A 13,703-nucleotide genomic window follows, 5' to 3' on the forward strand; every position below is an offset into this window, starting at 1 on the left:
GTCACTTCTGTTCTTCCATGGTGACGGTCACGGTCCGCGTCGCGCCGTTGCGCACATAGGTGACGGCCACCTGCTGGCCCACCGTGAACCCGCGGACCTGGCCGACGACCGTGTCGCCGCCCTCGACCTTGGTTTCGCCGATCTTGGTGATGAGGTCGCCCTGCTTCAGACCCGCCGTGTCGGCCGGGCTACCCGCGGTCACCTGGCTGATCAGCGCGCCGGTCGCCTGGCCGGCGGAGTCGGTGACGCTCACGCCGAGGAACGCGTGGCTCACCCTCCCCTTGCTGATGAGCTGCTCGGACACGAGCTTGGCAGTGTTCACGGGGATCGCGAAACCGAGGTTGACACCCTCGGCGGACACCGCGCTGTTGATGCCGATGAGCTCGCCGGCCGCGTTCACGAGGGCGCCGCCGGAATTGCCGGGGTTGATGGCCGCGTCGGTCTGGATCATGCCGCCGAGCGTGGTGGTCTCGCTCTCCGCGCCCTGCCGGCTCCAGCCGGGAGGGAGCTGCTGGTCGTTGGGACTGCCTCCGACGGTCACCGTACGGTCCAGCGCGCTGACGATGCCCGACGTCACCGACCCGTCCAGGCCGAGCGGGCTGCCCAGGGCCAGCACCTCGTCGCCCACCTTGACCTGGTCGCTGTCCCCGAGCGTGGCCTTGGCCAGTCCCTTCACGCCCTCGGCGCGGATGACGGCGAGGTCGGTCGCCGGGTCGGCGCCCACCACGCTCGCCTTGGCCGTGTTGCCGTCGTTGAACTTCACCGTCAGGGTGTTCTGGCCGGACACGACGTGGTTGTTGGTGAGGATCAGGCCGTCCTCCGACAACATCACGCCGGAGCCCTCGGCCGTCTGCCCCTGGATCATCACGACCGACGGCTGCACCTTCTCCGCCACCTGCGCCACCGTGAGCTGGTCGGCGACCGTGCGGAACACCGGGGTCGCCGTGGTCGTGCCGGCGGTCGGGGCCGGGCGGGCGGCGCCGGCGACGTACGCGCCCACCGCGCCCCCGCCGAGCGCCGACATCCCCAGGGCGGCCGCGGCCGCCAGCGCGATCCCCGCGATCGCCTTGCGGGTCAGCAGGAACCCCTGCCGCTGCGGCTCGTTCGTGTCCATGTCATCTCCTTGGGTCCCGATGACACAAGGGTGATCAATGGCGAGTAAGTGCTGCTTAAGCCCAAGATCCCGGCGACCGGCGGTTGCTGATCCCGGCCTTATCGCCGCTGGCAGCACGCGGGCGCCACGGCCGGAAATCCGAGGAAATCCGTAGTCAGGAGACGGCGCGGGACTCGTCCGCCGCCCGGTAGAGCGACACCGAGAAGGGGCGTTGGACGTCGCGCTCGACACGTTCGGCGATCTTGGAGAGGCCGGGGGCGGCGTCGGCGAACCGGTGCAGCCGCGTGGCCTCCGGCCACGGGTGCACGAGGACGAGCAGCCCGCCGGCCGCCAGCAACGAGGTCAGGCGGTGCGAGGCGTGCCGTAACCGGTCGCCGCCGCCGACGTAATAGAGGGTCTCCGCGCAGATCACCAGGTCGAAGCCGGGACGCAGGTCATGCTCGAGGATGTCGGCGTGCAGGAAACGTACGCGGCCGGCGAACTTCTCGTTACGCAGGCGCGCGCGTTCGAGTGCCCTCTCTGAGATGTCGACGCCGGTGATCTCCGCATCCGGGTACGTGGCCGCGAGCAGCTCGGTGAAGACGCCCTCGCTGCAGCCGGCCTCCAGGACCCGCCGGTAGGCGGGGTCGGGCAGCTGCCCGAGCGTGGTCTGGTATTTGTGCTGTTCGTACGCGTCCGTGGACAGGCGCCACGGGTCGGGCCGGCGGTGCCACCAGTCGAAGTAACGACGGAGGACGGCTCCCTGGGATCGGCGGCCGAGCAGGGAGAAGGATCTGAAGAGAGCGCGATGCAAGATATCGGGAAACCTGGTCACAGGGCTCCTTCGGAGGACGGTCACCGATCTTGAACCTATGCGCAGGATCGCGGACCCGTCATCGTCCTATGGAAGGATTATCCCGTAATCTCTGGCACTCCCCTTTTACGCTTGCGTGAGCGTTTCCTCCGTTGCGCGGGATCGCTGAAGTGCGGCGATCACGGCCGCCTCGACGGTGGCGTGCACGTGCAGAACGGTATTCGCCTGAGTGACGTCCATAAAGCGCGCCACCTTGGGGTGAGGCGCGGCCACATGCAGGGTGCCGCCGTGCTGGCGGGCGAAGGCGTGGGTGTTGAGCAGGACGCGCATGCCCGCGCTGCCCACGAACCTGGCCTCGCTGAGATCGATCACCATGTGCTCGCCGGGCATTCGCCGGCTCTGCTGGATGTGGCGGTCGAGCCGACCGGCGTTGGCGGTGTCGATCTCCCCTGCCACGGAGATCACACTCACACCGGGGAGCCACTGGGTGGCGAACGTCAAATCCAGCATGCGAGGCCCACCGATCGGAATTCGGAGACGAATTTCGGAGATATGGACGCAGGCGATGGCTTGCCTCATCGCACAATAACCGGCGGCTCCCCATCGTAGAAGATGCCTCGCGTCTCTTTTTCACTCGAGGTCCAGTTATTTGTCAACGCCGTGCCCTTCGGGGGCGCATGATGAGCGCGGCGACGTAGTACGTGCACGGGACCGTGCCCGGATTGGCGTAGGCATGCTCGACATCCGCCGCGAAATAGGCCGAATCGCCCGCGGTGAGATCGAGATCTCTGTCGCCGAGGGTCAGCCGGAGAGTGCCGGACTCGACGGCCACGTACTCGTGGGAGCCGGCCGCGTACGCGGGGAACCGCCCCGCGTCGCACCCGGGTGGCAGAGTGGTGCGGATCCACTCGAAATTCACCCCGGGCACCACCGGCGTGAGGATGGTCCGGTGCCACCCGCCCGGTTCGTCGATGTGCTCCTGGTCGGCGGCGCGGCGCACGACGACGCGGTGGTCGTCGGGCGGCGCGACCAGCTCGGTGAGGGGCACGCCGAGCCCGTCCGCGATGCGGGCCAGCACAACGATGGTGGGCGCCTTGTGGCCGCGCTCGACCGAGGACAGCATGCTGACGCTCACGTCGGCCGCGTCCGCCAGCTGCTGGAGCGTCATGGAGCGGTCGCGGCGGAGCTCCTGAATGTGCCTGCCCAGGGCTTCGAGGTTCACTGGCTCCCCATCGTAGCCAAGGACCCTGTAAGGGATATAGTTCGGCTATAAGTCTTACGGAAGGCTGGGGCATGGACATCTCGATCAACGACTACGCGGTGGGGGCGGCCGTGGCGACCGGCCTGGTCAACACCTCGCCTGACGTGCGGGGGGAGGCGCTCCCGGACGTGGACGCGCTGACGGCCTTTCTGGGCGAGCATGGCGTCCGAGCCGACGCCCTGGCGGGCGGTCGGCTGCCGGATGGCGACGACCTGCGCCAGGTGCACCTGCTGCGCCGCGAGGTCCGCCTCGTCCTGGAGGCCGAGACGGAGGAGCGGATCGTCGCGGGCGCGATGGTGCTGGCCGGCTGGGCGGGCCGGGCGCCGGCGCTGCGCCGCGAGGGCGATGACGGCTGGCAGTGGTACGTCCCGACCGTCGCGGGCGCGTCGCTCGCCGCCGAACTGGCCGCCCTCATCGGCATCGGCGTGCTCGGCGCCGTCCGTGCCCTCGGCGCGGGGCGCTTGCGCCGGTGCGCGGCGCCGGGCTGCCGCGGCGTGTTCGTCGACACCAGTCGCGGGGGCCGCCGCGCCTACTGCACGCCGGACCTGTGCGGCAACCGCGTCAACGTGGCCGGCCACCGTGCCCGCCGCCGGGTCGCGACCATGAACACGAGCGTGGCGCGATGAGCGGCCGGTCACCGGCGGAGGACGAGGGGATGAGCGGTCGGTCACCGGCGGAGGACGAGGGGATGGGCGGCCGGGCGTCGGCCGGGGCCGCGGGCGCTCCGCCGCTGGTGGGGGCGTTCCGGCTGCCGGACGGCTCCTGGGTGCGCGGGCGGGGCCTGCGCCGCCCGCTCCCGGCGGGGCCGGTGCCCGGCTTCGGCCTCTACCTGGGCTCCGGACGGCTGCGCCGCCGCCACGACAGCGCATTGCCGTGGCGGCACGCCTGGGTGGAGTGGCCCGACTTCCTGCTCCCACGCGACCGCGACGAAGCCGTCCGGCACATTCGGGCGCTGCACGAGCGGGCGCGGGCGGGGGAGGCGGTCGAGGTCGCCTGCGGTGGCGGCATCGGCCGCACCGGGACGGTCATCGCCTGCCTCGCCGTGCTGGCCGGGCTGGACCCCGCCGCCGCCGTGGCCTGGACCAGAGAGCACCACCACCCCCGTGCCGTCGAGACCCCGTGGCAGCGCCGGTGGATCGCCCGATTCCCTGCTCTATAATGTGATCTAGTTTCGCTATAGAGAAAGACGATCATCGTGGTGTCTCCTCCAGCCGTCATCCGCCCGGCGGTTCCCGCGGACCTGAAGGCCGTGGCCGAGATCAACGCCCACTACGTCACCAACACCGTGATCACCTTCGAGGAGACGCCGCCGGCCCTCGACGACTGGCACAGGAAGCTGGCCGATCTGACCGACCGCGGCCTGCCGTTCCTCGTCGCCGACGTGTCCGGCGAGGTGGCCGGATACGCCTACGCCGGCCCCTGGCGCCCCAAGCCCGCCTACCGCAACACCGTGGAGGACACGATCTACCTGTCCCCCGAGCACACCGGCCGGGGGCTGGGCGGAGCGCTGCTGGGCGAGCTGGTGACCCGGTCGATCGCGGCCGGGATGCGCCGCATGATCGCGGTGATCGCCGACGCCGGCGACGACCGCTCGATCGAGCTGCACCGCCGCTTCGGCTTCACCGAGGCGGGCCGGCTGACGGAGGTCGGCTACAAGCACGGCCGCTGGATCGACACCACGCTCATGCAACGCGCCCTGGCCGTCGTCTGAGCTCACCATTTTCCAGGATCAGTGCCAGGAGAGCAGGCCTGCACGTACGACTCGGCGACCAGCCGGCGGGCAGGCCCCGGCGACGATGCCACCAGCGGTAGAAGTCGGCGACGAAGGTCCTGGTGCAGTCGAGGAGGATGATGCTCCCGTCGTCGGCCAACCGCTCCTCCAGGAACCGCTCGTAGGCGGGGCCGAGGCGCAGCCGCTTGAGCCGCATGTACGCCATCGCCTCCAGCATCGGCCGGTCCTGCACCGGGTCGTGCATGTGGTAGACGGACAGGTCGGGGTTGTTCTGGGCGACCAGCTGGGCGGTCGGGGCGAGCGCGCGCATGGCCGAGATCGGGTCGTCCGGATCGGTGTCCCGGTCCCTGACCGCGACCGGCGTGGTCTGCGGCAGGAAGGGCGCGCCCAGCGCGGCGGCAGGCCCTGGACCGGCCGGTCGCGCGCACCATGTTGACGGAGGAGTCGAAGTCGACCTGGGCCCGGGCGGCAGGTTTCTTGAGCACCACCCGGGTAGCCGGATCTGGTCGGCTCGTTGGCTAAGGAAGTGGGCAGATGCGATCGTCGTTCCGTCTGGGCCGCGTCGGCGGGGTCGTCGTCGGGCTCAACGTCAGCGTGCTGTTCATCGTCGTGATCCTGGTCGTGGGGCTGGCCTTCGGGCGCTTCCCGATCGCCTTCCCCGGTCACTCCACGGCCGTCTACCTGCTGGCCGGCCTGGGCGCGGCCGTGTTGTTCATGGCATCCCTGCTCGCACACGAGTTGGCGCACGCCCTGGTGGCCAAGCGTCACGGCATCGAGGTGCCGCAGATCACGCTGTGGCTGCTCGGCGGGGTGGCCGAGCTGCGCAGCGAGCCCCGGACGCCCGCCGCGGACCTGAAGATCGCCGTGGTGGGCCCCGTGGCCAGCCTGGCCTGCGCGGTGGTCTTCGGTGCCCTGGCGCTGCTGACGTCCGGCGCGCCGCTGGTGGCGGGGATGTTCGCGTATCTGGCCGCAGTCAACGTGCTGCTCGCGGTGTTCAACCTGATCCCGGCCGCGCCGCTGGACGGCGGCCGCGTGTTGCGTGCCGCGCTCTGGGCGCGGTGGCGGGACCGGGTGCGGGCCGCCGTCGCCGCCGCCCGCGCCGGGCGGGTGTTCGGGTTCGCGCTCATCGCGCTCGGGTTCGTGCTGATCGTCACCGGGCTCAGTCTCGACGGGCTCTGGCTCGCGCTGATCGGCCTGTTCGTCGTCAACGCCGCCACCGCCGAGGAGCAGCAGGCGCAACTCGGCGCCGCCCTGCATGGGGTACGGGTCGGGGACGTGATGTCCGCCCAGCCCCTCGCCGCCCACCCCGACGAGACCGTGTCCGGGCTGATCGAGCGGCTGGTGATGAGCCGGCGCCTGTCCACGTACCCGCTCGTGGACGAGAACGGCGGATTCCTCGGCCTGGTGACGCTCAACCGCATCCGGCAGGTGCCCCCCGAGGCGCGGGAAACGACCCGGCTACGCGAGATCGCCTGCCCGCCCGAGGAGGTGCCGCGGGCCACCAGAGAGGAGCCGCTGACCGGCCTGCTGGGTCGCATGACCGGGTGCGCGGACGGCCGCGCCGTGGTGTTGGACCCCTCCGGCCGCCTCATCGGGCTCCTCACACCGACCGACATCAGCCGCGTGATCCAGACCGCCGGCCTGCGCGGGAACGATCCCTATTCGCACCCGCGCGGCGCCGACATGGCCGTGCCACACCGCGACGGCTCCTGAGACGTCACTCGAAGTCGTCAGGGTTCAGCTCTTTGCTCCTGATGAAGGCCGCGTCGAATTCGTCCAGGATCTCACCGGGCTCCTCGTCCGCAGCGAGCACGGTCGGCTCTTCCTCGGCCGTGGTCAGCAAGGTCCGGATGGTTTCTTCGTTGTCTTTCCGCTCCGCAGGCGCCTGATCCTTTGGATTGCTCATCTCGACTCCCCCTTCTTCGCTCCCCTGCCCAGCAGGACCCCTCTCATCCGCGTCAACGGCGCCGAGGGGTACGTCGAAATCACAGGTGTCGTCCGCCGCTCGCGGGGTAGTGGGCGACAACTCGGGCGCCCGGGAGGTGGCGGCCATCGGCAAGGTGGTGTGGGAGCAGTCGTTCGACCGCGACTCGCTGTACGTCCTGCGGGCGACGGTGGAAGCACACGCGATCGAGGCGGGCCTGCCGGAGGGCCGCACCGCCGACCTGGTGCTCGCCGTGCACGAGCTGGCCACCAACGTCATCCTGCACGGCTCGGGCGCGGGACGGGTGCGCTTGCGGGCCGCGGACGGCATGGTGCATTGCCAGGTCATCGACCCCGGCTGTGCCGCGGTGCCGGGAGCCCCCGCGTGGCCGTACGAGTTCGGTCACGGGTTGTGGATCGTCCGCTCCCTGGGCGACCGCCACTTCGTGATCAGGGGCCCGGACGGCACCGTCGCCGGCGTCGGCTTCGCCCTTCCCCACCCCCGACGCCCCTCTTTCCGGCTCTTCCGGCACGACGATGACGGCCACACCACGCTGCGCCTGATCGGCGACCTCGACCAGGGAACGGCCCCCGATTTCACAGCCGCCGTCGAGTCGCTGATCGAGGCGGCCCGGCCGCGCCGCCTCGTCCTGGACTTAAGCAGCATGTCCTTCTGGGACTCCATCGGCATCTCCGCCCTCCTCACGGCGCACGAACAGGTCAAGGCGGCCCCGGGCGTCTCGATGACCGTGAAGGGGATCTCCGACGACTTCCGCCACCGCCTCGACTCCCTCACGTTCGTACCGCTCGACTACGAGAGCCCGGGGGACTAGCGCCTGCGTCCGACCGGGCGGCATCGTCAGCGGGTCGGCTCAAGAGACCAGGCCTACCTGGGCGGATGTGCCCCAGCAGCGGGGCCCCTACGGGGCACTTAGTCCGATCGGACGCGAAAGGTGTCTCGGTTTTCGGTGATTAGGCCCTCGTCTATCGGCGGAACTCGGGTTACATTCACGTTACTTTGCCCTCTCTTATCCCCCCGAGTAGACCGAAGGGAGAGGCATGGGAGCGCGAACCATGATCGCGGCCATGACGGCCGCGGCGATCCTCATGCCGGCCGCCGCCGCGAACGCTACGGGAACCGCCGGAGCCGCGGCCCCGCCGCCAGACGCCCAGTTCCAGAAGGTGACACTCAACGACCATCCGGGCGAGCCGATGGACCTGGCGGTGTTACCGGATTCGAGGGTCCTGCACACCACCCGGCCCGGCGAGGTCTGGTTACACGACCCCAAGACCGGACTCAACACGCTGGCCGCCCGGCTCGACGTCTACCAGCACGACGAGGAGGGACTGCAGAGCATCGCCCTCAGCCCCGGCTTCGGCACGGGCTCGAGGCAGGACGACTGGGTCTATCTCTACTACTCCCCGCCGCTCAACACCCCGATCGACGACCCCGCCACGCCCGACGTCAATGAAGGCGACGCGCCGTTCACCGGCACGCAGCAGGACTTCGCGCCCTTCAAGGGGCTGATCCGGCTGTCCAGGTTCCGCTTCACCGGCGCCACCATCGACCTGCGCAGCGAGCAGCGCGTCCTCGACGTGCCGGTGGACCGCGGCATCTGCTGCCATGTCGGCGGGGACATCGTCTTCGACGCCGACGGCAATCTCTACCTGTCCACCGGCGACGACACCAACCCGTTCTTCTCCGACGGCTACACCCCGATCGACGAGCGGGCCGACCGCAACCCGGCGTTCGACGCCCAGCGCAGCTCCGGCAACACCAACGACCTGCGCGGCAAGATCCTGCGCATCAAGGTACGCGACGACGGGTCCTACACGATTCCGCGCGGCAACCTGTTCAGGCCCGGTACGGCGGGCACCCGGCCGGAGATCTACGCGATGGGGCTGCGTAACCCGTTCCGCATCGAGCTCAACCGGCGCACCGGCGATCTGTACGTGGCCGACTACTCGCCCGACGCGGACGAGGCCGATCCCCAGCGTGGCCCGGCGGGGCACGGCAAATGGGCGGTCGTCCGCAAGGCCGGCAACTATGGCTGGCCCTACTGCGCGACCGCGCGGCTCCCGTACGTCGACTACGACTTCGCCACCGGCGCGTCGCGCGCGCCGTTCAGCTGCGCCGCGCCCGTCAACGAGTCGCCGCGGAACACCGGCCTGCGTGCGTTGCCGCCGGTGGTCCAGCCGGAGGTTTGGTACTCGTACGGGCCGTCGCAGGAGTTCCCGCAGCTGGGCACCGGCGGCATCGGCCCGATGGCCGGGCCCGCGTACGACTTCGACCCACGCAGGGCGAGCGGACGCGCGCCCATCGCCTGGCCGAAGTACTACGACGGCGTCCCGCTCTTCTACGAGTGGACCCGTGACTACGTCAAGGCCTTCCACGACAACGGGCGGCGGATCGAGAACGTGTTGCCCTCGCTCGTCTTCGACAACCCGATGGACATGGAGTTCGGCCCCGACGGGGCGCTGTACGTGCTGGAGTACGGCGACGGCTTCTTCAGCGAGAACCCGGACGCCCAGCTCTCGCGCTTCGACTACATCGGCTACACCGGCAACCACACTCCCATCCCGGTGGCCGCGGCGTCGGCGACCGCCGGTCACGCGCCGCTCACCGTCGCCTTCACCAGCGCGGGCACGTCCGACCCCGACGGCGACAGGCTCCGCTACGCGTGGGACTTCAACGCCGACGGCAGGGTCGACGCGCACAGCCCCGACGCCTCGTACACCTACCGGCAGAACGGCCTCTACCACGCCACGCTCCGGGTCACCGATCCCGCCGGCATGTCCGCGGCGACGTCGGTGCGGATCGTGGTCGGCAACGCCGCGCCGGTCGTGGAGCTGGTCCGGCCCGCCGACGGCGGGCAGTTCGCCTTCGGCGACGTGGTCGAGTTCGAGGTACGCGTCACCGACGACCAGCCGGTGGACTGCGCGAACGTGACCGTGGACTACATCCTCGGCCACGACGACCACGGCCATCCGCAGACCACGGCACGCGGCTGCACCGGCTCCATCCAGACCACCGAGCCGAGCGGCCACGACCCGGGGAGCGACGACCTCACCGGCGTCTTCGTCGCCACCTACACCGACCCCGGCGGGGACGGGCTGCCCTCGCTGACCGGTAGCGACCAGGCCGTACTCGAGCCCACCAGTTAGGAGAACCCCCATGTGTTACGGCTATGGCCCCAGCAGGCGCTCCCTGCTCGCCGCGGGCCTCGGACTCGGAGCGGCCGCCTTCGCCGCCGCTTCCCCTGCCGCCGCGGCGACCTCGCCGCACCACCACGGCAGGGACCGTGTCCCGCCGGGCGAGATCAGCATCCAGCTCTGGACCGTACGCGACGACCTCGCCAAGAACTACGACGCGACCCTGGCCTACCTGGCCGAGATCGGCTACCCGAAGGTCGAGCTCGCGCTCGGCTACTTCGGCCGTACGGCGCAGCAACTCCGCGCGTTCCTCGACGGGCTCGGCATCCGCGCCACCTCCAGCCACGACGGCATCAGCGCGGACGACGCCGGCCTGGAGACGAAGATCTCCAACGCGCTGACCCTCGGCCAGTCCTTCATGGTGGTGCCCTATCTGAACTCCGACAGCGAGGACCAGTGGAAGGCCTGGGCCGAGCGCATGAACGTCGAGGCACTGGCAGCCCGCAAGGCCGGGCTGCGGTACGGCTACCACAACCACGCCCACGAGTTCACGATCGACCTCGGCGGCGGGAAGACGCCATGGGACGTGCTCACCGCCGAGCTCGATCCCCGGCTGGTCCACCTGGAGATCGACATCTACTGGGCGGTCACCGGTGGCGTCGGACGCGGCGCCGCCGACCCGGTGCGCTTCGCGCTCGACGTCATCCGGGAGGCGCCGCAGCGGGTGCTGCAGTTCCACGTCAAGGACCGGCATCTCGACGGTGACATGGCCGACCTGGGCACCGGGACGATCGACTTCCGGCGGATCTTCGACAGGCACCGTGTGCTGGAGTACATCGTGGAGAACGACACCCCCGACGTGACTCCCCGGCAGACGGCGGAGGTCGGATACCGCTACCTGCGGAAGATCAGGTTCTGAGCACCCACGCTGCCGAGCCCGGCCCCCTTCGCCTGCCTGCCGCGGTGCCGGGGGCCGGGCCGGCGCTCGAGCAGAAGGCCGCACGCCGTCAGGCGGTGTGGCTGACGGAGAACCACACGATCTTGCCGCCGTTCGCGGCGGACACACCCCAGTCGTCGGCGATCGCCGCGACGATCTGAAGCCCGCGGCCCGAGAGCGCGTCGACATCTACTGAGCACGGGTGGGGGTCGCCGTCACCCGGGTCGAAAACCTCGCCGTAAAGCCGGCCGTCACGTTGTTCCAGGCGCAGCGCATAGGCCGCTCCGCCGTACCGTACGGCGTTGGTGACCAGTTCGCTGACGATGAGCAGGCAATCGTCGATGACCTTCTCGAGGCCCCAGACGGTCAATTTCGTGCGGACAAGGGAGCGCGCCTCGCCGACGCCGGAGGGCACTGAGGGCAGCACGTACTCCGCCGTGCGGATCGGTGCGGCCGACAAGGATCCGGGATGGAGGGACATCTGCATCACATCTCTCGCTTGGGAGCGCTCCCAATCCCTACGGTAACCCGCCGTCTTCACTCTTGGAATCCGGGATAGACAGGATTGTTGCGATTTCGTGTCTCGGTGGTCGTGCGGATTGGTATCCCTGCTCAGGGGATGCGGGCCACGGCGCCGTAGTTGCCCGATGAGCCTGGCTGGTCGCGGCAGGCGAGATCACGCTCGGCGGGGCGCCACTGCGGGACCCACACCAGACCGGGCTCCATCAGGTCGAGACCGTCCAGCAAGGCCGCGACCTCGTCCCTGGAGCGGATCGTGAGACCCGGCAGCGTCATGGCGAGCAGATCGCGGATGGCGGGCAGCAGCTCCGGCGGGATGCTGTCGAACGTCGTGTGCAACAGGCCGAGGAAGCTTCCCATCGGCGCGATGTGCCGGAGCCGCTTGATGACGTAGTGGGCGTATTCATCGTCGTCGAGACTGTACGTCGACAGCAGCAACACGGCCAGGGGCCGGTCCCAGTCGAGGAACGTGTGGATCACCTGGTCCCCGAGCATCTCGTCGATCTCCCGCACGTCACCCTCCACCACGCGGACCAGGTCGGTGAAGGGTTCGATGGTGGCTTGCGCCATGGTCACCACCATCGGATCGTTCTCCACGTACACGACCCGCAGATCGGGGTTGGCCGAGGCACGGCGCGCTATGTCGTGCAATCGGTGCCCGGCCGAGAGGCCGCTGGGGACTCCGCTCCCCACGATCATGAATTGGTCCACGCCTTCGTCAGCGGCCAAGTGGCGTACCACTCGGGACAAAAACTGAAGCACGGCGCGGGCGGCGGTCGTGATCGCGGGGGTCACTTGATCGAAATGACGCACTGTGGCCTTGTCCAGCAGGAAGTTGTTCTTCCCGCCTGCTGCGGCGTCGAATATCCGGGTGATTCTGGCTTGCGTGGAATCGAGCTTGGCCAGGTTTCGGACAGCTCTTCGGTGCATGAGCGTTGCCCCTTTCCCCTCGCCGCCCACCTTCTCGCGGTAAGCGATCTATGGACCTCACTCGACGACTCAGACCATATGTTCCAACAATTCCAGTCAATGGCAATACGATAGACCGGTTATTTCGGGAAATGTTTGTTACCAGAATCTTCGCGAAATGATCTGTGGTCACCGCGTGACCACGGGCGGGCTCAGCCGGTGACGTCGAGCCGCTCACGCACCTTGGCGAGGAGGTCCTGGGGGAGCGGGGCGTAGCCGTACAGGGAGAGGTAGGACTGGCCGGCGTCGCCGGTGGTGTAGCGCAGGAACGTCTCCACCAGCGGGTCGGCGTTCTTCGAGCAGGTGATCTCGTACGTGACCAGGACGATGGGGTAGGCGCCCTTGGCCTTGGTCTGGTAGTCGAACTCCACCACCAGGTCATCGTTCCGGCCGGCCGTCCGGGCGCCCTCCAGGGCCTTGGTGGCGCTCTGGGGCGACAGCTCCACGAACTGGCCGGAGGCGTTGCGCACCTTCGCCGTGCTCAGGCGGGCGTTGCTGGCGAACGCGTACTCCACGTACCCGATGGAACCCTCGGTGTGCTGGACGGAGTCGGAGACTCCCGAGGAGCCCGAGACGCCGTGCCCCCGGCCGGGCCACTTCCTGGACGGTTGGTGCGGCCAGTGGCCGGCCGCCTTGAGATAGGTCGTGAAGTTGTGGGTCGTCCCCGAGTCGTCGGAGCGGTGGAAGAACCGGATGCCGGTGTGCGGCAGGCGCGTGCCGCGGTTGTCGGCGGCGATCTCCGGGGCGTCCCATCTGGTGATCCGCCCGCTGAAGATGCCGGTCAGGGTGGTGGGCGAGAGCTTCAGATCCGGCACGGACGGCAGGTTGTAGGCCAGCGCGATGGGGCCGACCACCATCGGCAGGTGCACCGCGCGGCTGCCGCAGCGCCGGTCGGCCTGCGCCTGTTCGGAGGGGTGCATCGCGACGTCGGAGCCGGCGAACGCGGTGGTGCCCGCGATGAAGTCCCGGATGCCGTTCCCCGATCCGTTGGCCCGGTAGTCCACCCGCAGGTCGGGGTGGATGCGGTGGAACTCGGCACGCCAGGCGTCCATCGCGCCCTTCTGCGCGGTCGAGCCCGAGGCGGAGATCGACGCGCTGATCGGGGGATTCTGGGGTACGTCTTCGGGGGCGGCCAAGAGCGCCGCCCCGCTCACACCGGCGGCTGAGGCGGCCAGAGCGAGGACGATGAGGACCGCCGGCCCAGCGGTGCGTTTCAGCTTTGCCATTTGATCGAGCGTATGAAATGCAGATGACTGAGGCGTTAATCACCCGTCAAGCTGCCGGACATATACCGTCATTTCC

16 protein-coding genes are annotated in these 13,703 nt (G+C 69.5%); 7 read left to right on the top strand and 9 right to left on the bottom strand.

What is annotated here, in order from left to right; translation table 11 throughout:
• Nucleotide 1: 1 nt before the first annotated feature.
• The 4 genes from ACTWQA_RS14560 to ACTWQA_RS14575 all read right to left on the bottom strand — a co-directional run bounded on the left by ACTWQA_RS14560 (nt 2) and on the right by ACTWQA_RS14575 (nt 3,129).
• A complete protein-coding gene (locus tag ACTWQA_RS14560; protein ID WP_443159749.1) occupies nt 2-1,114 on the bottom strand; it encodes a S1C family serine protease in 1,113 nt (370 codons plus the stop codon).
• 154 nt (nt 1,115-1,268) lie between these two features.
• Entirely contained in the window at nt 1,269-1,928 is a 660-nt protein-coding gene (locus tag ACTWQA_RS14565; RefSeq protein WP_443159750.1) for a class I SAM-dependent methyltransferase, read from the bottom strand.
• 105 nt (nt 1,929-2,033) lie between these two features.
• Nucleotides 2,034-2,486, bottom strand: coding sequence for an STAS domain-containing protein (locus ACTWQA_RS14570; protein WP_305923293.1), 453 nt, complete (start codon nt 2,484-2,486; stop codon nt 2,034-2,036).
• A gap of 73 nt (nt 2,487-2,559) precedes the next feature.
• On the bottom strand, nt 2,560-3,129 hold the full coding sequence (locus tag ACTWQA_RS14575) for a helix-turn-helix domain-containing protein (protein ID WP_443159751.1): 570 nt from the start codon (nt 3,127-3,129) through the stop codon (nt 2,560-2,562).
• Between the two features lie 71 nt (nt 3,130-3,200).
• Between ACTWQA_RS14575 and ACTWQA_RS14580 the strand changes: the two genes are divergently transcribed.
• The 3 genes from ACTWQA_RS14580 (at nt 3,201) to ACTWQA_RS14590 (ending at nt 4,879) form a co-directional block, all read left to right on the top strand.
• Nucleotides 3,201-3,794, top strand: coding sequence for a CGNR zinc finger domain-containing protein (locus ACTWQA_RS14580; protein ID WP_443159752.1), 594 nt, complete (start codon nt 3,201-3,203; stop codon nt 3,792-3,794).
• A 62-nt stretch (nt 3,795-3,856) separates the two neighbouring features.
• The gene (locus tag ACTWQA_RS14585) at nt 3,857-4,327 is read left to right on the top strand and encodes a protein-tyrosine phosphatase family protein (RefSeq protein ID WP_443159869.1); all 471 of its coding nucleotides are present in this window, start codon (nt 3,857-3,859) and stop codon (nt 4,325-4,327) included.
• Nucleotides 4,328-4,366: 39 nt separating this feature from the next.
• On the top strand, nt 4,367-4,879 hold the full coding sequence (locus ACTWQA_RS14590; protein WP_443159753.1) for a GNAT family N-acetyltransferase: 513 nt from the start codon (nt 4,367-4,369) through the stop codon (nt 4,877-4,879).
• Here the strand turns inward: ACTWQA_RS14590 and ACTWQA_RS14595 are convergent.
• Complete coding sequence (locus ACTWQA_RS14595; protein WP_443159754.1) at nt 4,851-5,210, bottom strand: hypothetical protein; 360 nt, start codon at nt 5,208-5,210, stop codon at nt 4,851-4,853. The genes ACTWQA_RS14590 and ACTWQA_RS14595 overlap by 29 nt on opposite strands.
• 224 nt (nt 5,211-5,434) lie before the next feature.
• On the opposite strand from ACTWQA_RS14595, the gene ACTWQA_RS14600 reads away from it, so the two are divergent.
• Nucleotides 5,435-6,613, top strand: a complete 1,179-nt coding sequence (locus ACTWQA_RS14600; protein WP_443159755.1) for a site-2 protease family protein — start codon at nt 5,435-5,437, stop codon at nt 6,611-6,613.
• 4 nt (nt 6,614-6,617) lie between these two features.
• Here ACTWQA_RS14600 and ACTWQA_RS14605 read toward each other — a convergent pair whose 3' ends face one another.
• A complete protein-coding gene (locus ACTWQA_RS14605) occupies nt 6,618-6,806 on the bottom strand; it encodes a hypothetical protein (protein ID WP_443159756.1) in 189 nt (62 codons plus the stop codon).
• Nucleotides 6,807-6,891: 85 nt separating this feature from the next.
• Between ACTWQA_RS14605 and ACTWQA_RS14610 the strand changes: the two genes are divergently transcribed.
• The 3 genes from ACTWQA_RS14610 (at nt 6,892) to ACTWQA_RS14620 (ending at nt 10,895) form a co-directional block, all read left to right on the top strand.
• Nucleotides 6,892-7,656: an STAS domain-containing protein gene (locus tag ACTWQA_RS14610; RefSeq protein ID WP_443159757.1), complete on the top strand. Its 765-nt coding sequence runs from the start codon at nt 6,892-6,894 to the stop codon at nt 7,654-7,656.
• A 226-nt stretch (nt 7,657-7,882) separates the two neighbouring features.
• Entirely contained in the window at nt 7,883-9,988 is a 2,106-nt protein-coding gene (locus tag ACTWQA_RS14615) for a PQQ-dependent sugar dehydrogenase (protein WP_443159758.1), read from the top strand.
• A gap of 10 nt (nt 9,989-9,998) precedes the next feature.
• The gene (locus ACTWQA_RS14620; protein ID WP_327587518.1) at nt 9,999-10,895 is read left to right on the top strand and encodes a sugar phosphate isomerase/epimerase family protein; all 897 of its coding nucleotides are present in this window, start codon (nt 9,999-10,001) and stop codon (nt 10,893-10,895) included.
• An 88-nt stretch (nt 10,896-10,983) separates the two neighbouring features.
• Here ACTWQA_RS14620 and ACTWQA_RS14625 read toward each other — a convergent pair whose 3' ends face one another.
• The 3 genes from ACTWQA_RS14625 to pstS form a co-directional block, all read right to left on the bottom strand.
• Nucleotides 10,984-11,394 carry an ATP-binding protein gene (locus tag ACTWQA_RS14625; protein ID WP_443159759.1) on the bottom strand — a complete coding sequence of 137 codons (411 nt, stop codon included), beginning with the start codon at nt 11,392-11,394 and terminating at the stop codon, nt 10,984-10,986.
• Between the two features lie 131 nt (nt 11,395-11,525).
• A complete protein-coding gene (locus ACTWQA_RS14630) occupies nt 11,526-12,362 on the bottom strand; it encodes an SAM-dependent methyltransferase (protein ID WP_443159760.1) in 837 nt (278 codons plus the stop codon).
• Between the two features lie 191 nt (nt 12,363-12,553).
• Nucleotides 12,554-13,627: a phosphate ABC transporter substrate-binding protein PstS gene (pstS, locus tag ACTWQA_RS14635; protein ID WP_443159761.1), complete on the bottom strand. Its 1,074-nt coding sequence runs from the start codon at nt 13,625-13,627 to the stop codon at nt 12,554-12,556.
• Nucleotides 13,628-13,703: the final 76 nt, after the last annotated feature.

The organism is Nonomuraea sp. 10N515B, assembly GCF_052245915.1.
Taxonomy (GTDB): Bacteria; Actinomycetota; Actinomycetes; order Streptosporangiales; family Streptosporangiaceae; genus Nonomuraea.

What these genes read in the sequence shown, in the direction of transcription:
- ACTWQA_RS14605 (WP_443159756.1), bottom strand. Translation starts at nt 6,806, where the DNA reads ATGAGCAATCCAAAGGATCAGGCGCCTGCGGAGCGGAAAGACAACGAA.
- ACTWQA_RS14625 (WP_443159759.1), bottom strand. Translation starts at nt 11,394, where the DNA reads ATGTCCCTCCATCCCGGATCCTTGTCGGCCGCACCGATCCGCACGGCG.
- ACTWQA_RS14580 (WP_443159752.1), top strand. Translation starts at nt 3,201, where the DNA reads ATGGACATCTCGATCAACGACTACGCGGTGGGGGCGGCCGTGGCGACC.
- ACTWQA_RS14630 (WP_443159760.1), bottom strand. Translation starts at nt 12,362, where the DNA reads ATGCACCGAAGAGCTGTCCGAAACCTGGCCAAGCTCGATTCCACGCAA.
- ACTWQA_RS14600 (WP_443159755.1), top strand. Translation starts at nt 5,435, where the DNA reads ATGCGATCGTCGTTCCGTCTGGGCCGCGTCGGCGGGGTCGTCGTCGGG.
- ACTWQA_RS14585 (WP_443159869.1), top strand. Translation starts at nt 3,857, where the DNA reads ATGGGCGGCCGGGCGTCGGCCGGGGCCGCGGGCGCTCCGCCGCTGGTG.
- pstS (WP_443159761.1), bottom strand. Translation starts at nt 13,627, where the DNA reads ATGGCAAAGCTGAAACGCACCGCTGGGCCGGCGGTCCTCATCGTCCTC.
- ACTWQA_RS14620 (WP_327587518.1), top strand. Translation starts at nt 9,999, where the DNA reads ATGTGTTACGGCTATGGCCCCAGCAGGCGCTCCCTGCTCGCCGCGGGC.
- ACTWQA_RS14615 (WP_443159758.1), top strand. Translation starts at nt 7,883, where the DNA reads ATGGGAGCGCGAACCATGATCGCGGCCATGACGGCCGCGGCGATCCTC.
- ACTWQA_RS14595 (WP_443159754.1), bottom strand. Translation starts at nt 5,210, where the DNA reads ATGCGCGCGCTCGCCCCGACCGCCCAGCTGGTCGCCCAGAACAACCCC.
- ACTWQA_RS14560 (WP_443159749.1), bottom strand. Translation starts at nt 1,114, where the DNA reads ATGGACACGAACGAGCCGCAGCGGCAGGGGTTCCTGCTGACCCGCAAG.
- ACTWQA_RS14570 (WP_305923293.1), bottom strand. Translation starts at nt 2,486, where the DNA reads ATGAGGCAAGCCATCGCCTGCGTCCATATCTCCGAAATTCGTCTCCGA.